General features: G+C 33.1%; 22 protein-coding genes. 7 read left to right on the top strand and 15 right to left on the bottom strand.

Translation table 11 applies throughout. The annotated features are described in order from the left end of the window. Window positions 1–88: 88 nt before the first annotated feature. The 7 genes from IGI94_RS16510 to IGI94_RS16480 form a co-directional block, all read right to left on the bottom strand. Window positions 89–517, bottom strand: a complete 429-nt coding sequence (locus IGI94_RS16510; RefSeq protein WP_010749173.1) for a hypothetical protein — start codon at window positions 515–517, stop codon at window positions 89–91. 255 nt (window positions 518–772) lie between these two features. Then, entirely contained in the window at window positions 773–1147 is a 375-nt protein-coding gene (locus tag IGI94_RS16505; protein WP_207490867.1) for a hypothetical protein, read from the bottom strand. Between the two features lie 107 nt (window positions 1148–1254). After that, window positions 1255–1605, bottom strand: a complete 351-nt coding sequence (locus IGI94_RS16500) for a hypothetical protein (protein ID WP_142960383.1) — start codon at window positions 1603–1605, stop codon at window positions 1255–1257. Window positions 1606–1840: 235 nt separating this feature from the next. Continuing rightward, window positions 1841–2131: a hypothetical protein gene (locus IGI94_RS16495; protein ID WP_207490866.1), complete on the bottom strand. Its 291-nt coding sequence runs from the start codon at window positions 2129–2131 to the stop codon at window positions 1841–1843. Between the two features lie 25 nt (window positions 2132–2156). Beyond that, entirely contained in the window at window positions 2157–2414 is a 258-nt protein-coding gene (locus IGI94_RS16490; protein WP_207490865.1) for a hypothetical protein, read from the bottom strand. Between the two features lie 48 nt (window positions 2415–2462). Then, window positions 2463–2645, bottom strand: a complete 183-nt coding sequence (locus IGI94_RS16485; protein ID WP_142960385.1) for a hypothetical protein — start codon at window positions 2643–2645, stop codon at window positions 2463–2465. 820 nt (window positions 2646–3465) lie between these two features. Further along, window positions 3466–3867: a hypothetical protein gene (locus tag IGI94_RS16480; protein WP_142960386.1), complete on the bottom strand. Its 402-nt coding sequence runs from the start codon at window positions 3865–3867 to the stop codon at window positions 3466–3468. A 669-nt stretch (window positions 3868–4536) separates the two neighbouring features. Here IGI94_RS16480 and IGI94_RS16475 point away from each other — a divergent pair. Both IGI94_RS16475 and IGI94_RS16470 read left to right on the top strand, forming a co-directional pair. Beyond that, window positions 4537–4806, top strand: a complete 270-nt coding sequence (locus IGI94_RS16475) for a helix-turn-helix domain-containing protein (protein WP_034872731.1) — start codon at window positions 4537–4539, stop codon at window positions 4804–4806. A gap of 354 nt (window positions 4807–5160) precedes the next feature. Then, on the top strand, window positions 5161–6105 hold the full coding sequence (locus tag IGI94_RS16470; protein ID WP_438900000.1) for a helix-turn-helix domain-containing protein: 945 nt from the start codon (window positions 5161–5163) through the stop codon (window positions 6103–6105). A gap of 117 nt (window positions 6106–6222) precedes the next feature. Here the strand turns inward: IGI94_RS16470 and IGI94_RS16465 are convergent, their stop codons facing one another. From IGI94_RS16465 to IGI94_RS16450, 4 genes are all read right to left on the bottom strand, one after another. Next, complete coding sequence (locus IGI94_RS16465; protein ID WP_438899999.1) at window positions 6223–6975, bottom strand: DUF6973 domain-containing protein; 753 nt, start codon at window positions 6973–6975, stop codon at window positions 6223–6225. A 12-nt stretch (window positions 6976–6987) separates the two neighbouring features. Further along, window positions 6988–7398: a hypothetical protein gene (locus IGI94_RS16460; RefSeq protein ID WP_375354828.1), complete on the bottom strand. Its 411-nt coding sequence runs from the start codon at window positions 7396–7398 to the stop codon at window positions 6988–6990. A gap of 341 nt (window positions 7399–7739) precedes the next feature. Then, window positions 7740–8027, bottom strand: coding sequence for a type III secretion system protein PrgN (locus tag IGI94_RS16455; protein WP_086373500.1), 288 nt, complete (start codon window positions 8025–8027; stop codon window positions 7740–7742). 135 nt (window positions 8028–8162) lie between these two features. Beyond that, complete coding sequence (locus IGI94_RS16450; RefSeq protein ID WP_142967631.1) at window positions 8163–9662, bottom strand: primase C-terminal domain-containing protein; 1500 nt, start codon at window positions 9660–9662, stop codon at window positions 8163–8165. Between the two features lie 553 nt (window positions 9663–10215). On the opposite strand from IGI94_RS16450, the gene IGI94_RS16445 reads away from it, so the two are divergent. From IGI94_RS16445 to IGI94_RS16425, 5 genes are all read left to right on the top strand, one after another. Continuing rightward, the gene (locus tag IGI94_RS16445; RefSeq protein ID WP_029485251.1) at window positions 10216–11127 is read left to right on the top strand and encodes a ParA family protein; all 912 of its coding nucleotides are present in this window, start codon (window positions 10216–10218) and stop codon (window positions 11125–11127) included. Between the two features lies 1 nt (window position 11128). After that, window positions 11129–11500, top strand: a complete 372-nt coding sequence (locus tag IGI94_RS16440; protein WP_016612373.1) for a hypothetical protein — start codon at window positions 11129–11131, stop codon at window positions 11498–11500. Window positions 11501–11755: 255 nt separating this feature from the next. Then, entirely contained in the window at window positions 11756–13135 is a 1380-nt protein-coding gene (locus tag IGI94_RS16435) for a Y-family DNA polymerase (RefSeq protein WP_438899998.1), read from the top strand. Next, window positions 13119–13625, top strand: a complete 507-nt coding sequence (locus tag IGI94_RS16430; RefSeq protein WP_438899997.1) for a hypothetical protein — start codon at window positions 13119–13121, stop codon at window positions 13623–13625. The genes IGI94_RS16435 and IGI94_RS16430 overlap by 17 nt, the downstream gene beginning before the upstream one ends. Window positions 13626–13716: 91 nt before the next feature. Further along, window positions 13717–14307 (top strand): SOS response-associated peptidase, encoded by a 591-nt coding sequence (locus tag IGI94_RS16425; protein ID WP_438900021.1) that lies wholly within the window; start codon window positions 13717–13719, stop codon window positions 14305–14307. Window positions 14308–14322: 15 nt separating this feature from the next. Here the strand turns inward: IGI94_RS16425 and IGI94_RS16420 are convergent, their stop codons facing one another. The 4 genes from IGI94_RS16420 to IGI94_RS16405 all read right to left on the bottom strand — a co-directional run bounded on the left by IGI94_RS16420 (window position 14323) and on the right by IGI94_RS16405 (window position 19733). Further along, on the bottom strand, window positions 14323–15864 hold the full coding sequence (locus IGI94_RS16420) for a hypothetical protein (protein WP_438899996.1): 1542 nt from the start codon (window positions 15862–15864) through the stop codon (window positions 14323–14325). Between the two features lie 40 nt (window positions 15865–15904). Further along, window positions 15905–16504, bottom strand: a complete 600-nt coding sequence (locus IGI94_RS16415; RefSeq protein ID WP_438899995.1) for a site-specific integrase — start codon at window positions 16502–16504, stop codon at window positions 15905–15907. Between the two features lie 285 nt (window positions 16505–16789). Beyond that, window positions 16790–18016: a hypothetical protein gene (locus IGI94_RS16410; RefSeq protein WP_438899994.1), complete on the bottom strand. Its 1227-nt coding sequence runs from the start codon at window positions 18014–18016 to the stop codon at window positions 16790–16792. 1 nt (window position 18017) lies between these two features. Continuing rightward, a complete protein-coding gene (locus IGI94_RS16405) occupies window positions 18018–19733 on the bottom strand; it encodes an AAA family ATPase (protein ID WP_438899993.1) in 1716 nt (571 codons plus the stop codon). Between the last annotated feature and the right edge of the window lie 194 nt (window positions 19734–19927).

The following is a 19927-nucleotide window of genomic DNA, read 5'->3' as shown; positions in this document are numbered from 1 at the left end:
ACCTGTTCACATCCTCTCCTTCAAAATGGATTTTCGAAAAGGACGGTGGTGCTCGATTACGCATTCTTTGTTCCTTGGCCATATAAGATCATAGGCGGTCTCCTTCGTTTAAATAACTTTTTGAGTTCTTTATATTTAGCGTATGCAGCTCTTGTTTTGATATGTGTTGTTCTTGATCAACGATAAATAAAAAGTCGCCATTCGTGAAAATATCTTTTCCAGCGGCTTTTTGTTTTGTTTTATCTTTATCGATAACCACGTCTACATGATCCGTATTACCGTGTAATACTTGTTTCCCAGCGACCACTTGCACAACGGTCTTATAATTACTTTTCGTGATCAGTGAAACTTCGTCAATTTCAAAAATACTTTGGCGATCGACCAAGCCATTATTAATAATTTCTGCCAGCTTATTCACGCTCAAGCGAATATACTGTAATGCTTCACCGTTTCCTGTAAAACTTAGGGAAACCTCCTTTCCTACGGTTAAATACAAGGTTTTCTTTTCAGCATCCATCTGTTTCTGCCCTCCCTTCACTTGTTGATATTTTCTTTAGTTATGGACTACGACAGACATTCTTCATCTTTTTTCTCCTTTTTGGGTAACAAAAAAACTTGAGAAATTTTCCTCAAGCTCCCGCATTCAAATATTCAAAAAATAAAGTCAATATATTTGTAATAATTCTTCTTTTTATTATAATTACTTAGGACATAATAATTTGGTCTTTCTAGCGGAAACTAGGAGACCTTTTTTTATCCCTTCAAACAAAGATTAAAATCGATCCCAATCATCTAATGCACGTTGATCTGGCGATAATTCGGCTAATTTTTCATTGTAACTATCACCAATAATTTTGTGTTTCAAGGCCTTCAAACTATCGATTTTGCTTGATAGTTCTGCCCTTACTATTAGCCTATCCTCGTTCAGATCCATCAACTGTGCGTTGATTCGATGAATCATTATCTCAATTTCCTGTAGAGTGTGCTTCTTGAAAGAATGATCATAGTAACAATTTTTTAGTAAGGACTCTTGATTTTCTTTTGATAGGTATTGGTCAATATCTTCCAAATTAGACATTTTCCCATATAGATATAGCCCATACAGACATATAGTAAAGGTTACTATCATATAGACAATACTACTCATATTGACCTCCTTTAATTGATTTAACAATTTTGGTGGATAGTGGACGTTTTTATCAGAAAATGGAAGCTATATCTTTTCTTGGTCATTCGCATTTCTCCATCTTTTGTTCAACCCCAAGATAGGTAAAGTTTTTCAGAATCTGCTAAATCAATAATCGTGTCTAAAAAGCTTTCAATTTTTTCTTTAGCTTCTAGGCTTAATCCTAATCTTTGTGATTGAACTTGCAGTTTGTTTTTTGCATTTTTCACATTTGAAAGGGTTGTTGTTCCATCGTAATCTAATCCTTCCCAATCTTCTTCTTTCATATCAGCAGTTGATTCTAAAGTAATTTTTAAAAGGGAAAGTAGAATGTCGTTTTTTTTACTCCCGTAATGAGAGTGAAATTGAGCGAAGCAGTCGAATGATTTTTCACACCACTTTTCTTTGTTTCCACTATATACAAGTAAATCAAATCCCATAAAAATCCTCCTTGATTACGATAGAATGTAGAGCAACCGCAATGTGGACAATCGTTAATTGGTAAAGTCACTTTTTGTCCCCTTCTTTCTATTGGAATAATATTTTAACTTACTTTTCTTTTCCCAAAGAACATCATATTTCGACATATCTTTGGTAACGTAGTAATGATATTTCATTTTAAGACGTATCCAGTAATATCGGATCATCACTCTGCCTCCTATTCCAATATTTATGTCATCTATTAATGGCGAAATTTAAAAGCAATTTCGCTACTATAATTGCAACAGGAATAGATAATAAAGTTATAGATATTCTCCACCACATATTTTTATAATAAAAAATCTCAATTTCATCTTTTACAATCGCAGCTCTTTTTCCGTACGGTAATGTTCTCTTGTTCTCAACCGATAGACCTTTTTTATTAATTAAGAATTCTACGACTTTTCCACTTGCAAAATATAAAACAGGTGGAAAACCTATTAAAACTAGTAATGATATTATTGAGAGTAGAATTTTAATAACCATATCCCCCATTCCATTATTTCTGTCACTACTGGACTAACTCATACCTAATCCGCCCATCGACATGGCGACTCCTAGTCCAAGTCTGACCAGAGATTTCTTCCTCTATATATCGAGCTTCATGTATCATGCCTAAAGATTGAAATACGTCATCAATTGCAATTTTACGTTGTTCAAAATTCCCGTTATAACCCCCAACATCATTCCTATATGCGTTTTCTGCGATACATACGTCTCTGTAAACTGATTTAATTCGTTCTTTACCTTCTGCACTAATTAACTCCATTTCCAACCCTCCAATTCCGTTATTTCTTCAGTTTGTACACTTAATCATTTATTCTTCTTCTCTCTTTTTTCTAAAATAATTGTCCAAACACATAGCTACTATTAACAGAATTACCAAACTAAGCTTTCCTAGCATAGTCCCAAAAACAATATTTATTAAGCCTGTTAAGCTCTCTATAATTTCACCCAAAATAACAGCCATAGCTCTTAGTACTCTATAAAGAATCTCCAATTCTTGCTTCCTCCTAATTAACTACCCTCTTAGCGAAAGCTTTTCTAGAAAAATCTTGATCTGCAAGATGCTTATTAAAAGCAAAATGATGATAGTTATTGCAATAAGCCACTTGATTAAAACAAACGATATAACCAACCCTTGAGTACCGAATAAAAATAATGTACCTATGATTCCAATACCAAATAAAGTTGTTATTACAATTAGCATCGACAATAACCGACTTTTCAGCTTTTCCATTTTTCTTATTTTCTTCGTGATCTTGACTATTTCAGAGACTTTCACTTTTATCACCTTCTAGAAAATGAAGTTGAAGTAGCGTTTATCGCAGCGAACGTGAAAGTGAAAATGAAGATAAATACAGCAACCTTCAGCAATCCCATACTAACTTTAAACATCATCTTCAAGAAAAACATTCCAACTGCCAATAATTTATTTGTCTTCGTCATAACTTCCACTCCCTTTTTAAATTTTAGTATTAACCAATTAAACATCTTTTGTTTACCAGATTCGTAAATAGAACAAAATAAAAGTCGCAGATTTTTACAACCGGAGAAATCTAACTCCTATGAAGGCCGGATATTCGCTCGCACACGTGCGGTCTTGGCAAATCCTTCAATGTTTTTGGCTCACCAGTTCATTGTATTCCTGGTTACTCTAAACCCCTTAGTAGCCATGCTGTTTAGTTTAGAGGGGCGTTCTAATACCCACATTCATATATTCAATTAGTTCTCAATACTCGTTCGTTATCAACTCATATCAAGAGATTTTGCTAGAAACTAGCAAACAAAAGATGTTTAATTTGAGATTCAAAAAGCAGTTACGCTCGTTTTCGTTCCTGGTACCAATAATTTTGAATCATTTCCTCATATTCTTTTTCTTCTATCGCAGTGATCAAGGCATATACTTCTAACGCTCGTTCTGATCGATGATTCCGGACTTTGAAATATTTGTTTTCTCTTGTCGTTATCAGACGACCATTTGAATTTAATCGTTGAGCAATGACTCTTTCCTTTTGATCAAAAAGAAGTTTGATTTGTGGAAAGATCGTTTCCGTTTTTGCAGCCCCGAAAAATATTTTTTTTGGCTTTCCTTTTTCAAAAAGAGTCGTATAGCGATAGGCGTTTTCCCCTTCGATCATCCAATGCTGCGTGTTAAATAGTTGTACCGTTGTTTTGATTCTTGCTAGATCTTTAACGTATACTGCTAACCCTTTTGTCATTGTCATTCCTCATTTCCTAGATCATACTTACATAAAAGCAAACAAAAAGGAGGTAAATTCACGAGAACATGAATTTACCTCCTAAGAATCGCAGTCTCTTCAACGAAAATAACAGATGGCGTCAAAAATGATGATTTGGCCTATCATACACCTAGATCAACTGTAGAAGAAACTAAAGATCAAACATACATTTTTCAATAATACATTGAATCAGAAGTTTCTTTCTACAATCATTATCTGTTATAATTACATCGTTGTAGAGAAGCTACGACGCAAAGGAGCTCAATCCGTTCAGGTGTTGCATCACTTGATTGGAAACCGAGGTTTATCAATGACTCCTGCATGAGTTGGCGCTCTTGCAGTGACGAGATTTACTTCGGGGGCTCCTTTTTGTTTGGCTTCGTACAAGTATGTCAAACAAAAATATTGTTTTATTTTTATGTGTAAAACATAGCATAAGAAATTTATTTTGACAACAATTTATTTTTTCAATCTAAAATAACATCCTTGTCTCTTCTTCTACTATCGGTCATTTTAACTAAGTATTTAAGTTACTACATCAACAATACTATATTTCACTTTCACATTAATATTATACCATTTTGTTTGTATATAGACAAACATTTTTTTGCTTTATATGGTATTTTCAAAAATAAAAAGGCTAAATTAATGACTAATGAAGAGTACACAAATATTAAATATCATCTAGCTAAAGCGATCAAAGAAGCTAGACTCAAACATCAATATACAATAAGGGATTTAGCTGAAATTGCGGATATTAATTACTCGTATCTTTCAACAATCGAAAACAATCGCATTGAAAAACCTTCGATGTATGTCTATCTGACATTGTTTGAAATACTTGAGATTCCAATTACGGAGCTATTCAGTGAAATTGAAAATATGCCGCCATTTAATCGCTACCCACCTGAAAGCTAGTTTCTAACTAGCTTTTTTTGTTTGGATTGAAAAGAGTGAAATTGTAAGCATTGAAAATGTATTGTTACCGCCGGCGTGTTTTTTTAATGATCATGTTTACAAAATCACTCTAAAATAGACTTTAAAACTTTATTTCACAAATACTTTTAGCGTGTACCAATTTGCACATCACGTGTTTGAACACTACCTGAACCAGCAAATAAAAATAAGATCCAATCTAAACTCATAGGTGTTTTCCTCCGATACTTTAATAGTGTAAATTTACAAGTCAAATAGTACCACTTGGTAAAATTTTTACAACAAAAAATTGAGAAATTGCGGAATCCGCAATTTCTTATGGAGGTTTAATGAGCTGTGAATGAGGATTCTATCATTTTAGTGCAAATAATCGAGGATTTGAGAAAAAGTCGTGGATTATCTCAGAAGGAATTAGTTGATACGATTCTTAGTGAAAGTTCGTATGTAAGAATAAAAAAAGGTAAAAGTGAATTTCCGATATATATACTTGTGCCACTAGCAAAAAAATTGAATGCCAGGATTGAAGATATCTTAGATCTCTATTATCGAAGTGAAAATCATGAATACAAAAACCTTTTCAAGCGATACAATATTGTCACTGATACACATGATATAGCTGAAGCAATTATTCTCTATGAAGACCTGATAAAAAATCAAAAAAACAGTCTAATGCTAAGCAGAATGCGATTGTTGCTAGAAAAGTATTTTGCAAAAGATACAAGACAAATACCTAAAATAGATATTCTTGAAGTCCAGGCATTGATGAATCAAATCTTAGTCACAAATCATCTGACTTCTTACGATCTTCAATTCTTCGCAGATTTTATGACCCTGCTATCAATGGATCAGCTTCAGATTGTCAGTCAAAAATTGATAGACGTCGACTTCAATGTTATGGACTCATTTAATCATTTCTACAAAAAGTATTATCCAATCTGCTTAGGAAACCTATCCGATTGCTTAATGGATTTAGGTTATTTTGAAGAAGCCAAGCAGCCTTTAAATAAATTAATAGCTACAGCAGACCATGTTGACTCCATTGAACTGAAAATTTGGGCCCAATACTTAGAGAATGTTCTAGCCATCTACACCGAAAATCAAAACAATGAAAAACAAAATAAGCTAAACAAATTGAATCAAATTGTTACTAATTGGCGCAACTTATTACCCTCAAGTCGTTTGGTAGAAGGGCTATATGGCGGTTTCCAACGTCTATCTGACAGAAACGGTGATCGTCCAAACAATATTCATATTCCACCTGTATACATTTTAAAACCATAAGAAAAAGCCTAGTATTCTTTGCTGGGCTTTTTTTATATATTTAAAACTGAAGTTTCCTATTTTCCCAAATCATCAATACAAAAAAAGAAGAGATAATATTCATCTCTTCTCGAAAAACTATCTTGCTTTAGTTGTAGCAACTACTTTGTTATTTACAATTCTTCTACAACTTCCTGCATCAACTTTCGCTAAAGCCTTCTTCTCCAAATCCTTTGATGAATATTTCTTATTTACAATCGATCTACCAACATTATTATTGAAAAGATCCATCTGCTTTTCATTAGCTGGTTGATTTTTATTCTCCTCGTGAGCATCTGCCCATCTTTTCGCATTTGTTTTACCGTTAGAAGGATTGAAACTTGATCCATATCCAGCTAACATCGTTGCCATCTCAGCATTCCAATAAGTATGTCTAAAAGCATCTCCGTTTCCATTATGCAACCCGTTTTTATATAGTGCATTTGTCCTTTTTGTAGCCAAACTAGAAGCAGTATACACTTGTGCTGCTTGCGCAGGATATGATTTGACAAGCTTTTTTTCCGCACTATTCAAATTCTCATAAGCAGATGGCAGATATCTTGCTGTTACCCTATAGCTTTTTGACTCATATATCTCATTGTATAGCTTAATCATATATAAGTTTTGATCATCTTCAGATAGATCTTTAAATGCTTCATCTGAGCTCGAAATTTCATAAGCTCTAACAAAGTCATCAATTGTTAAACTATCTATTACTTCATCGCTTAGACTCTCATTCGATATTGTTTCTGATACTGATTCATCTGTTGCAATATCATCTGCATAAGCATGGATACTACTTGATACTGAAATACCAAAGAATAAAACTAACGTTAAAAATATTTTTTTCATTTTTAGTTCTCCTTATTTTTGGAAAATCAATTGTTTTTCTGTTTTGTTTATACCATCATCATAGTTGCAATCTAATACTATTTTACCCGTTGATTCGTCATAACTAGCTACTTTTACCAATAAAGAAAAGTTTTTAGTATTGCTATCAACATATCCAGTAACTGTTTGCTCTTCTCCATAAATGGTAACTGAAATAGAACTCTCACCACTTAGACTAGCTTCCTCTATTGGTTGATTCGTAGACTTTATCGAATTACTTTCATAAAGAACTTCTGAATCATTCAGATAATTTCTTGCTATTGTAATAGGAACTTCTATTGCACCTTTATTATTTTCAATAAAAATACCTGTTTTACCATTATTTTTCAGGAAAAATAGTGTACCAAGTACTACCAAAACTGTGCAAGATAAAACAATCGTCAATACTTTCCTTTTTGATTTTTTCATATCTTTCAGTAAATTCGAAAAATGAATCTACTGTTCCCCCTTTCTAACTCAAGTATATTTTAGTAATAGGATATTGTAAATATTTGTTTTATCGATATTTTAAACATAGACAAGATATAATCTTATTTAAATTATACACTATTGCTGTTTTAAATAACCCTTACAAAAATGTAATAATATTACCTTTCACAAATAAATACAGATACTTGGACCTTCCCAAAAAAGTAAACTGACAAAATCATTTATTAAGTTACATTGCCTATATCACTTAACGAACACGTAAAAAACTAAAATACAACGAAGAATGATCGACATAACTAATTAATTTGTTCTTTTTCTTTTTTTGGATTGATACTCTTTAAGAACTTCTCCTCCAATACCAATAAATGACGATAAACATCATCCATCGACCAGCCTGAAGAAAGACTAAGACAATATAAAAAATCACAAGGTAATGTTTTTACTGCACGGTTTCTTGTTACCCAGCTTGCTACTGTACTCTGCTTATAGCCATGCAACTCACAAAATTGCTCTACTGTCATACCTAACCGCGAAATAATAAATACATTGATCGGGTAGGGATATACAAAGGTATTGATACTCATAGTCAGAAAGACCTCCCACCATATTATTACGTTTGCGATAATAGTACTACTCTTTCTTAAGACCAGCAAGCAAGGCGGAGAAAAAAAGGAACGTATCACAGATATAATGTAATAGGCAATTTGCACCTTTTAATTTCAACCTGTATCGATCATGAACAGATCTGTTTGTACGCCGATCTTATTGGGTTCTATCAAGCGTTTCAGTGCTGTCTGGATAAACGTGTATTCTCTTCCAAAAGCTTCTGAGATCGCAGCGAAATAGGCCCCCTGGCTTTCTTTTTTTAGCCGGATAACGGAGCGCATCAATCCATGTATCGAAGCTAGCATAATACCTCCATTACGACCAGCACGAACACGAAAATGAATTTTGTTCTCTTCTCTTAACTGCTTCAGTACTTTGTCCAGGGAGCGTTTTGGGATCTTTAAACTTTCAGTTAAATCTTTTTTTGTAGAAATAATGTATGGTTGTTCTTCATAGGATTGCTCATTCAAATAGGACAGTAGATCTTCTGCCCATTCATGACTATGTGAATACTTGCGAACAGCTCTTTCTTTCTTGAATTTCCACCAACCCCGTTTTTTGTTGAATAGCTGCTCTTCAGAAAGATTGACATCGACCCACTCTTGGCATAATAGGACAATTTTTTCTCTGTGCGCTGCTTGATATTTTCCGGAGTAAGCGGAACGAATGATTCTGGTTAATTCTCGATCAGATAAAGGGTTAGCCAAGCGGTCATTGAATTCTAACATCGTCAATTCACATGCTTCTACTTCGTATCCTGACGAAAAGTATGCCAAAGACAAGGTGAATATGACATTATTTCGACCATATACGCCCTTTTCACCTTGTATTTTTTGACTTTTTAGCAACAGCTGGAACCAGGGTTCATCTACTTGCCGAAATTCTTGAGTAGATGGTAATACAAAAACGTTCTTGATCTCCGCTTTTTTGTCCGCATCTTCTCTCATTGACCAGTCGATCCATTCTTCGAAACTATAACGATACTGTGGTTCAAAGAATAAAACATTCTCTTCAGAAGGCATTCTTGTGATCCCAAAATGATTGGCATTTACATCGACAGGAAACCGATAATCATTTGAAAATTTATTTCTTAGATTTTTTGAGATCATTTTGGCCACATTGATCACTTTAAAATTTGATTTCTTCGTCACGTATGCAGGCTTGTCTAGTACATAGAAAGCTTGAAATCCATGCGGTGTACGTAGAATCATTGTAGGCATAAAGCCGATCTCGTGACTGGCCAAGATAATTTCTCCATAGTCAAAGTTTGGATCCAATGTGTCAAAATCAACAAAGAATGTATTGATTTGACGTAAATTGTCCTCCGAATGACCTTTCGTAAACATTCTGGCTTCATCAGCATACGTTCCATAGCGAAATACATTTGGTGTCCAATGAGTGAATCGATTATTGTTTTCGATCACCCCTTCTTCTGAAGTGATCACTAGTCCAATCCCCTCGATCATGTGTTCCTTTGAACGGTACGCAAAAATAGCCCCCTTCCCCGACTGATCACTAAAAGAGACCGGTTTTAGGTGGCTGTTTTTATATTTGAATTTACGGATACCATTTTGTAATACCGTCGAATATACGACATCCAAAGAAGCTGCCATGACTTTATTCCTTCCCAAACTAAAAGAGAACACAAATAATCTTAAAGATTTGTGTTCTCCCAATAGCTTAGAAGTCTTAAATGAATGACAAAATAAGCGTGTATATATTGAGTTGCTCGTCAAAAAATGGTAGAATAAGTCTGTAAGTTCGGATCGTCAGTCCGAAAGACTTATCAAAATTACATAAGTGGTTGTCAGCCACTTACATAACTTCTGAGACGAGCGAGAACACATAGGCTTTTTATGTGATTCAGATAGAATAGTGAGGCCAATTTCACTTTTTTATCCGTCTCTTTTTTTTTATGTAATTTTCTTTTAAAGTGTAAACTTTTTTTTAAATGCTGTAAACCTTTTTTTTATACTACAAAGTTACCCTATTTTTAAACATTTGTAAAGATTATCAAGCGACTTAATTATAAATTATATTTTATAAATTATAATTTATAAAATATAATTGACAAGATATTTCCTTCTGGTATAATGTTCTTAGACAGATATATATATTATATTTTGCAATTTATATTTTATATTTTATAAACGGGAGGTTTGTTTAATGGAATTATCGCAAGAAAACTTGAAAATTGTTTTTGAATATAGAAATGTCGTCAGAAGACCATTAACTATTACTGTAGCAAATTCCAAGGGTGGAGTAGGTAAAACTACTATTATAAGATACTTGAGCTATGTACTTGCTAATATGGGATTTAAAGTGTTGGTAGTGGATGCCGATCCGCAATCAAATACTACAAAGACAATGTTGTTGACTAAAAATTATCACTCTAAAGACGATGACATTTTCATTATTGAAAAAACTATGCTAGCTGGAATCGTTGAACGAGATTTAAAACAATTAGTTCTTCCAATAATTGAAAACTTGGATTGCATTCCATCACATATAGATTTTAAAAACTTTCCAAAATATTTAACTAAGCTTTATGGGGACGCTATAGAAGGAATAGACGCTGATTATATCGAGGTCGAAAAAAACAGAATTTCAGTCTTGAAAGATTTACTTGAACCAGTCAAGCCGGATTACGATTTTGTTCTCATCGATACCCCACCTACTATGTCTGATTTCACTAGGAATGCTGCTTACGCTTCTGACTATATTATTATGGCTTTTCAAACTCAATCTGACAGCTTGGATGGCGTTGAAGATTATATATCAGAAGAAGTCACTCCACTTGTTGAAAAATTTGATTGTAAGACTGAAATAGTTGGAATACTTCCAAATCAGTTGAGTAAAGGTAGTATAGATCGACAAGTTGTCAATGATGCTATCGAAAAGTTTGGTGATCAAAACCTTTTTGATAATATTTTACCACATGTTAAGCGAGTGCAAACAACACCGAGGACAGGTTTAAATACTGACACTTATTGGGACAAACTTGCTTATGAAGAAGTTTTTGTACCTTTAGCAAAAGATTTCATTCATAGAATAAAGTTATTCGAAGGAGAAAACTAACATGACCGATAATGCAAAACCAGGTTTCTTTTCAAAGCAAAAACCTGATAATTCTTATAAAGAAATCCCTAAACCGAAATCAGCATTTACTTCTGACAACACAGATTTACTAGAAAATATTCACCCTGAAGAAGACGTATTGAAGATAAACAACAAGTCGCTTGGTATACCAGCGATAGTCTGGTGCGAATTTACTGCTTTGCTTGATACTACTGATAATGATTATACCTATGAACTACTCGAAGAATTAATTCACGAAAGAACTGCACGTTTCGATCACAATCAAAAAACAACCTACAACCGAATATTAGAGCGTAAGAAAGATCAGGAAAGAGAACGGATATATAAGAAAGAAAAAAGGAAGAAGATATAAATCTTCTTCCTTTTTATATTTTGTAAAGTACAATTTATAATTTATATTTTGCAAATTATAAATTGCAACAAAAATTAAGCCTTTAGATACAATCAATTACTCGCTGGCAAAGGTTTTATAAATATTATTTTATAATTTATATTCTATATTTTATAATTTATAAATATAACCAGTCGTGTTCTCTTGACTATAAAAGCGAACGTGTGTTCTAATGTGTATATAAAACGTATCTTTTTTTAGAAAAGGGGATTTATCATGGTTATGCAATTTGGCGTAAATCCAAGGTTTGACTATACTAAAGAACCTTCCCGAGATATTCTTTGTATCGACTGTAAGTCATTTTATGCATCCGTAGAATGCGTAGAAAGAGGACTAAATCCTTTAAAGACAAAGTTAGTGGTCATGTCCTATCCTTCAGAAGATCCTTCTCAGCGAGGAAGTGGGTTGATTCTGGCATCGAGTCCGGCCGCAAAAAAAGCCTATGGAATTTCTAATGTCAGTCGATCACGGGATCTTCCTTTTCCGTATCCGGAAGACCTCGTGATCGCACCGCCGAGAATGGCACTGTATATGAGAAAGAATATGGAGATCAACAATATTTACAAGAAGTATGCTGACGAGCAAAATCATTCCGTATATAGCATTGATGAGAGCTTTGTGGATGTCACAGACTCATTAAGGCTGTTCGGTGCAAAGGACGCAAGAGAGCTGGCGAGAATGATTCAAACAGACGTTTATCGACAAACTGGAATTTTCACAACGATCGGGATTGGTGACAATCCGCTCTTAGCCAAGTTCGCACTAGACCTCGAAAGTAAAAAAAATTCAGATATGAAAGCAGAATGGCGTTATGAAGACGTTCAGCAAAAGCTTTGGTCTGTAGAAAACATTACAGACGTTTGGGGGATAGGACGTCGGACAGCAATTAGACTGAACAGAATGGGCATATTTACTATGCATGATTTGGCACACGCAAATTATTATCAGCTGAAGCAAAATTTTGGCGTCTTAGGTACTCAACTATATGCACACAGCTGGGGCATCGATCGATCATTCTTAGGTCAGAAATACAAAGTAAAATCTAAGTCGATAGGGAACAGTCAGGTCTTAAATCGGGACTATACACGTCGAAAAGAAATAGAAATTGTAATCAAAGAAATGGCCGATCAAGTAGCAACTAGGTTACGCCGTACAGGAGCGAAAGCTGAAGTCGTTTCTTTGTGGATCGGCTTTTCAATGGGCTACGTCGATCAATCAGGAAGTCGAGGATTTCACCAGCAAATGAAGGTGCCAGCAACCAATAGCAGCAAGCAAATAGCAAACTACTTACTGAAAATATTTGATCATCATTACAAGTACCAAGACATTCGAAACGTGGGAGTAAACTGTTCAAAGCTCGTTTATTCTAATGCTCTACAGCTTGATCTCTTTGAAGATCCGGACGAACAAGTGAAAGACTTAAAAATTGATTATGTAGTAGATACTATACGCAAAAAATTCGGGTTTAAATCGATCGTTCATGCAAATAGCATAATGGAAGGTGGACGTGCGATCGCTCGCAGTAGCCTTGTCGGAGGGCATGCAGGGGGTATGTCTGGACTTGAAGGTGCTGAAAGTCATGGTAAAACGTACTAAGAAAACATTTACGGACTATAATCAATACAGAGACCGGCCATTCGGGCTGAAATGGGCAACGGCCTACGCCATGGATGATTTGATGAAAGGTGTTTTAGCAAATGAAGCCTGGGCAACGAAAGAAGTTGTTGGCTTGGAGCTAATGAATCGTGAGGAGATCGACACAATACTTTCAGAGTCTTTCCTTTATCACAAACCTATAACGCTGCAATTAAACACTAAAGACGAATTTGGGCGATTTTTGGATCCTGTCGAAGGACAATTTCTAGGTGAAGCATATGAAGATTATTTTGTACTCAATGAACAAGCAATCTATTGGACAGACGTCCGACACGTATCCATAAAAAAAGAGGAAAAATGGTTCAAAGTTGATTATTTTCAGGACGGAGAATCTTCTCGCAACAAACAAAAGAAAAAAGCGAGTAAAATAGAAAAAGAGATTGAATTAATCAAAAATGAGTATTATCAGGACTTTGCAGATGACGATTGAAGATCATTGTCCATCGTTTGCTTATGAAATCGCCTTAGAATGGCTCTGTGGCACACGATTTTTAAACAAATCAGAAAAGGAGGGGGAGAATATGTGTGGAAGATATTTTTTTGATTTATCTTCAAATGAATTAAAGAGCTATTATGATCACGTCGTTTTAAATGCTACAGGTAAACATATTCGTGTTGGTTTTAATGAAATTTTTCCAACTAATTATATAGTAACACTAGGACTTAATCAGGATTCAAGGGTAGTACCAGGAATCACTCAGTGGGGGTTCCAAGGATTTAAGCCTGGCCAACTGATGATCAACGCACGTTCAGAAACAGTAGAAGAAAAGAAGACTTTTTCTAAAGCTTTTAGAGAAAATCGCTGCGTCATACCAGTTTCCGGATTCTATGAGTGGGATTCCGAAAAACGAAAACTATTGTTTACTGCAGGGAATAATGACGTTTTTTATTTGGGAGGATTTTATCGTGTGCATAAAACAGGTGCGGGTTTTGAAACGGAATCGATTATTATGACGACAAAACCTAACGAGTCAGTTGCCCCAATACATGATCGTATGCCGCTTATTATTCAAAGAGATCATATAAAAGAATGGATCACAGATTTGGATTTCGCACGTAACTATCTTACAGCTGATATGCCAGAACTAACTCTTACTGAAGTAGCAAAATAAAAAAGAGCGGATCTTTTATAGATTCGCTCTTTTTTCTAGCAAAAATTCTTCGTATTTTTTTAATGTCTCTCCTAAAGAAATCAAACGTATATAAGTGCCATCTCTAATAAATATTTCATCATTAACCCATCTTCTTTTTTCTACCACTCTTGAGATCATATCTATAAGAGATTTTACTTCATTAGGGAAATTGAAAAATCCATGTTCTGGATAATCAGAGTCATAGAACAAACCAAAAGTAGCAATTTCTTCTTTTTCGTCAATACTGTTGAATAGATCACTTGCATCAGATCTACTACCCTCATCGTTAGAAAAAGAATGAACACGTCCCATACCTATTATGCCAGTAGTTCTTTTAGCATAATTAAGCAATACTTTATCCTGAAACTCAGGATCATTACCTAATTTTCTTTTATAAATATACATTGCAAAATTATTTAACCTAAAAAATGCAGATGAAGACATAGTCGGAAACATATGATTAAACAAATTACTTGCAAAGTAAGAATTAAAAATATGTTTTTCAGAATCGTTAATAGGCAACTGTCTTAACCAATTAAAGTACATTTTAAATACGATAGTATTTCTCTCGTTTTCGGATTGTTCTTTGTTCACCGATTTACCTTTATAAACAAGCTTCTTTGGAATATATGAGCTAAGATCTGTTGTGTTATCTTGCTCAACTTTATATTTTATAATATTAATCATTTCAGTACCTGTTTCTTGCGTTAAATTTCTAGTAATTTCTGCTTTAGCTTGAATAAAAAAATCATCAAAGTCTTTCGTAAAATAATATCTTAAATCTTCTTCATTTATGCTTTGTGTCAAGTATCTTGTATAAAGCCTTTTAAACTGCATTTTTGTGTAAAGATTTCCTGTATTACTAAATAAACTATTTATTTCCTCATATACAAATTTTGAAATCAAACTTCGATTCTCATAATTTATTTCACAATAAGGTGCATAGATAGAAAGTAAACTTTCTCTGTGCTTATCATCATCAAATGCTTTATATTGCTCAATAAATTTTTCTAACAATTCTACTTCATCCATATCCAAACGCTGATTTTCTGTTCCCCATATGACTTTCCAAGTGTCAAATTGATGATCCTTTTCAAGTTTATCCAAGAAATTTTGACGTTTAATATTCCTATAGTTCTTTCCATTTATTTTCTTAGAAATTATCCAGCTGTAACAATTTTTTAAAAAATAACCCATCATTATAATACCTAATAAATATAGAATAACTATAATCGGTTTGGCAATCTCAAATCCCCAAAATATAAGTGGAATTGTAATCAACATTAAAGCAATTATAGTTTTCCCAGTATCTATAATTTCTGAAAAAATAACCATTTTATCCCAGTCAAAAGAGTTGTCTTTTGTGTTGCCATTATTTTCTATAAGCAAAATAGCAATTGGTATTAAAAGTGCAATTATTGCAGCTGATACAGAAATCATACCATCGAGAGATACTTTTTTTAAAAAATCACTTTCACCGATTTCTTTTAAGACCGCAAGTATTGAAACATTGAAATGTATATCCACTTTATCCAAACTTCCTCTCTTCAAACATTTCTTGATAAAAATAAAATTCTTATAGATCTAAGCTTTTTACTGCAGTATCTTTATCCTCTTGTGTAATTCCAATATAACGTAACGTTTCACGCTGTGAAGAATGATTGAGCAGCGATTGAATGATTTCTGTTTTGGTTCCTTGCTTGTAGAGAAAGTAGCCAAACGTTTTTCGCATCGAATGCGGCCCAATCTCATTTAAACCGATTGCGTTACCAGCATCATGAATGATTCGCCAAAGACTTTGGCGATTGAGCGGTTCGTTTGTACCTTTGCGACTTGGAAACAAGTAGTGATCAAATTCCTGCTGAAGGAGCTGCTCTGGAAATTCCTGATGCACATATTCTAAAATCGTTTTTCGCAATTTATTGGAAATGTACACCGAATTGTGTTTCGCTGTTTTTTGTTCCTTCATTGATAGTCGATCTTTGACCACTACACGGCCACGAGTAATTTCTAACACATCGGCCAGTTTTAATTGACGCAAATCAGAAATTCGATACGCCGTATTGATCCCGATTGAAAAAAGAACCAAATTTCGTTGGCCATATTTTCCAGAAGCCAAAATTGCTTTCATGGCATCGATCTTTTTTTTGTCTCGAATAGGTTCAACTGTCTTCATTTTCTCTCTTCCTTCTAATAAGACTTAATATCATTATAACATGTAATAAGTCTTATTTAAAACGAGTGAAAGAAAAAGGCTCAAAAAGAAACGTGTATTTCTCTTAGAGCCACAATGGATAGCGTCTATTTCTCCAATGAGACACAACTAGCTTGTGTCTCTTTGGTTAATAATTAAAATATAGACAGACATGAATTGAAAAAGCAACAAATATTATATCTTCAGTATGAATACCGGACTGTCTAAGGCCTGCACTTGTTATCATTTTGTGTAATCACTACTCTCCTAAGTTGCTTTAGAACCTCTTAATATATTAGTCAGGGTATCCTTTCTTAATTTACCAAAAGAAATATTAATAATCTTTGCTTTATCTTTATACCTTGGATCAAACTGTCTATATTTTGGTTCCAAGGAAGTCGGATTCTCGATTATGAAATCTGTTAATGCTTCATATATCTTTGTTTCCTCTACATTTTTTATTTCTCTAATCATGCCTAAGTAGAAATTGTCATAAGAATTTTTTATTGACCGATAAACATCGCATACTTCTCTCTTAGCTTCTTTGTTTCGTTCATAACAATCTTTTAATTTAAAACTGTCAATCGAGTTCTCAATCTGCATACGTTTCTCTGGATCGACACACTTGTTCTCTATTTTTATTTCAACTTCATTATTCTCATAATTATAATATGATTTGTATGAAATTCTCGTTTGACTAAAATAGACACATGGATCAAACCCCTGTTGCCGTATATTTAATAATCTAGAATATTTGGCATTTTTAAATTTTTGATTACAGTTAGAACAGGAAACTATAAAATTCCCATAACTTAAAGCGAACATAGGAAAATCTACTTGAGATAAAAAGTGGTCTAACTCTGCAGTACTTTTTTCATGATTATCATACTCAATTATAGGGGAGATGTTACAATATGGACAGTAACTGATAGCCCATTCATCAATTATTTTCTTTCTAAACTTATCACGATGATTCGAATATTTAACTAAACTCTTTATCTCGATAGTATCTTTAAGAAACACTTCAAATGCTTTCTTGAAAAAGTCATCAAATGTTGTTTTATCAAAATAGACATCCTTATCTTGACTCGGAAAAATAATAGTATCTTCAAAAAAAAGACCCAGTACTTGAGGGAAATCTCCAATGAATTTTTTGAATGATCTATAAACTCTCTTTCTATCTGCTTCTTCTCCGATATATTTTTTAGTAAAAACAAATTTACTCTTTCCGTTTGTATCGGTTTTGAAACGATAAGAGTTAAAAGCCATCCATTCACAAAGAGAAAAATAAATTCCAAAGTTATACTGGTCTTTACTAAATAAATCATCAAGTTCCAATGACGCTAAATCAGCAATGCTATCCTTCAAAGTATTTGGATTAGAATTTATTTTTTTTATAATATTGCTGTAATTTAAACCATCAAGAGCTTCTAATAATTCATTTTTAACAGCATTCTTCCCTTCCAATATTTTATCATCATCTATTCGAATCATATTAAACATCACCTCTGGTAAGCACATAAGCAAGAAATGGATCATCAATTAAATCAATAATGTTACTTTCTTTTGACTTAATACTCTCTATTTTTTTTCGAGCAAATTCTCCAATCGGATACTCTAAATAAAAGCCCCCGGATATAATATCAAAGATATTTGCTGCGAATGATTTATCTACCGTATTTATTTTCTTATTATTACCTTCACCTACTATTTGATAAACATTCGAATTTGGGACGTCTGAAACAAGAAATGGAGAATGAGTGCTAATTATTAGTTGAACCTTTCTATTTGTGAAAGAGGGAATTAAACTTAATATATTGTCAATAAAGCATCTGCTCCATTCAGGATGCATATTGATATCAGGCTCATCTAGTACTAGTAACAAATTATGATCTGTATATTCGTTTACTGCTTCAAAAATTTGTGTAAACGTACTACAGTATACATACTGACCGTCACTCAAGTGACGTGCTTTTATGTCAATAATATTTGAAAAATACTCTACTATAACACTAGTTAATTCATGCTCATACGTTGTAAATGAGTCTATACTTAAAACAAATTGATTACTATTTTCAAATCGTTCGTGGGGTAATTGCATAATGTATTCTATTAATTCACGTAAAGGTAATTTTGAATCGGTTTGCCCCAGATCAAAGAAGTCATCCAATATTGATATTAAATACTTAATTTTATATTTTAATTCATCTAAATCCCCATTAAGTGACCCTATGCCAAAGATTGTCTTGCGTTCTAGGATTTCTTTAAGAATTTCCCTTTTTGATTGTTTATAGTTTTCATCATTTGTCGACCACTCTAGATTATTGAGTGATGATAAATAAATTTTTTCCAACATTCTTAAAATAAAATATTCTTTTACATTTTCACTATATATCTTATCCTGATTCTCTCTGATATACACGCTTGCAGAATGTTCCTGAAAATCATTCGTTTTAAAACTGAATTCTTCTAAAAACTGCTGATATCCCACTGAATAATCAGACAGAAGACTTAAGTTATGAGAATCAGATTCTGCCTGGTAAAGAAACATAAGTTCACCAGGCTTTGAATTGTACTTTTGTTTTTGTTTAAATATAAACTCAGCATTAAACTCACTGTTATGATTGAGATAAGTTGACATAAAATTTATTACTTTATCAATTCTAATAGCGTTAGTATATTTTTTATTTATAAAGCCTGCTTTTGAAGAATTTAATTTTTTTTTCTCTGACCAACTTATATTAGGAAATAATGTCTGATAAACCGTAGTAATGAAAGGAGGATATTTTTTTTCTTCTGTCATATGAATTATTTGCTCTTTTTCTATCTTAAAGAAGAACTCTTCTTTGTTGATCTCTCTATCATTAAGTACTTTTTTTGCCAGACTAAGTGATCCTTCGAAATAATAGATATTGTCTTTTACATGATAAATATTAAAAAAAACGGTATTAGGCAAGTACTTTTTTCTATGATTCTTATCTAAAGTTATCAGTTGTAGAATACTTGATTTCCCAGCACCATTTTTTCCAATTATCAGACTAATATTAGTAACAAACTCTCCAAAAAACTTATCCTCATTTTTATTTTTTTCTATGGTCAACTTATCACTTAAGTACGTCACTTTAAAATTATTAGAAAAATTTATACTTTGTTTTTTTATACCAAATTTAGAACTAAAAATATGCGTGAATATTAATTCTCCTTTGCTCAAATTATCATCTCCAACTCATTGCACTTTTATTACAACCATTTTATCACATAGATTTATAGCAAATCTATCTCCACAATTAATAATGCCTATATTTCTGCTGAAGTCAGACTGACTATTAAATACACATTTCTTATATTTTACAAAAAGAGTAGCTTTCTGACCTAATTAATTGAGCTACTAAAAGAGCTATTAAC

Source organism: Enterococcus sp. AZ149 (assembly GCF_051714285.1).
GTDB lineage: Bacteria > Bacillota > Bacilli > Lactobacillales > Enterococcaceae > Enterococcus_D > Enterococcus_D entomosocium.
This window is presented reverse-complemented; position numbering and strand designations above follow the sequence as displayed.

Bases quoted from the DNA above. Each gene is read 5' to 3' on its own strand.
- IGI94_RS16440 (WP_016612373.1), top strand. From the start codon at position 11,129: ATGACCGATAATGCAAAACCAGGTTTCTTTTCAAAGCAAAAACCTGAT.
- IGI94_RS16475 (WP_034872731.1), top strand. From the start codon at position 4,537: ATGACTAATGAAGAGTACACAAATATTAAATATCATCTAGCTAAAGCG.
- IGI94_RS16455 (WP_086373500.1), bottom strand. From the start codon at position 8,027: ATGAGTATCAATACCTTTGTATATCCCTACCCGATCAATGTATTTATT.
- IGI94_RS16510 (WP_010749173.1), bottom strand. From the start codon at position 517: ATGGATGCTGAAAAGAAAACCTTGTATTTAACCGTAGGAAAGGAGGTT.
- IGI94_RS16495 (WP_207490866.1), bottom strand. From the start codon at position 2,131: ATGGTTATTAAAATTCTACTCTCAATAATATCATTACTAGTTTTAATA.
- IGI94_RS16430 (WP_438899997.1), top strand. From the start codon at position 13,119: ATGGTAAAACGTACTAAGAAAACATTTACGGACTATAATCAATACAGA.
- IGI94_RS16415 (WP_438899995.1), bottom strand. From the start codon at position 16,504: ATGAAGACAGTTGAACCTATTCGAGACAAAAAAAAGATCGATGCCATG.
- IGI94_RS16480 (WP_142960386.1), bottom strand. From the start codon at position 3,867: ATGACAAAAGGGTTAGCAGTATACGTTAAAGATCTAGCAAGAATCAAA.
- IGI94_RS16425 (WP_438900021.1), top strand. From the start codon at position 13,717: ATGTGTGGAAGATATTTTTTTGATTTATCTTCAAATGAATTAAAGAGC.
- IGI94_RS16505 (WP_207490867.1), bottom strand. From the start codon at position 1,147: ATGAGTAGTATTGTCTATATGATAGTAACCTTTACTATATGTCTGTAT.
- IGI94_RS16490 (WP_207490865.1), bottom strand. From the start codon at position 2,414: ATGGAGTTAATTAGTGCAGAAGGTAAAGAACGAATTAAATCAGTTTAC.
- IGI94_RS16465 (WP_438899999.1), bottom strand. From the start codon at position 6,975: ATGAAAAAAATATTTTTAACGTTAGTTTTATTCTTTGGTATTTCAGTA.
- IGI94_RS16450 (WP_142967631.1), bottom strand. From the start codon at position 9,662: ATGGCAGCTTCTTTGGATGTCGTATATTCGACGGTATTACAAAATGGT.
- IGI94_RS16445 (WP_029485251.1), top strand. From the start codon at position 10,216: ATGGAATTATCGCAAGAAAACTTGAAAATTGTTTTTGAATATAGAAAT.
- IGI94_RS16435 (WP_438899998.1), top strand. From the start codon at position 11,756: ATGGTTATGCAATTTGGCGTAAATCCAAGGTTTGACTATACTAAAGAA.
- IGI94_RS16500 (WP_142960383.1), bottom strand. From the start codon at position 1,605: ATGGGATTTGATTTACTTGTATATAGTGGAAACAAAGAAAAGTGGTGT.
- IGI94_RS16410 (WP_438899994.1), bottom strand. From the start codon at position 18,016: ATGATTCGAATAGATGATGATAAAATATTGGAAGGGAAGAATGCTGTT.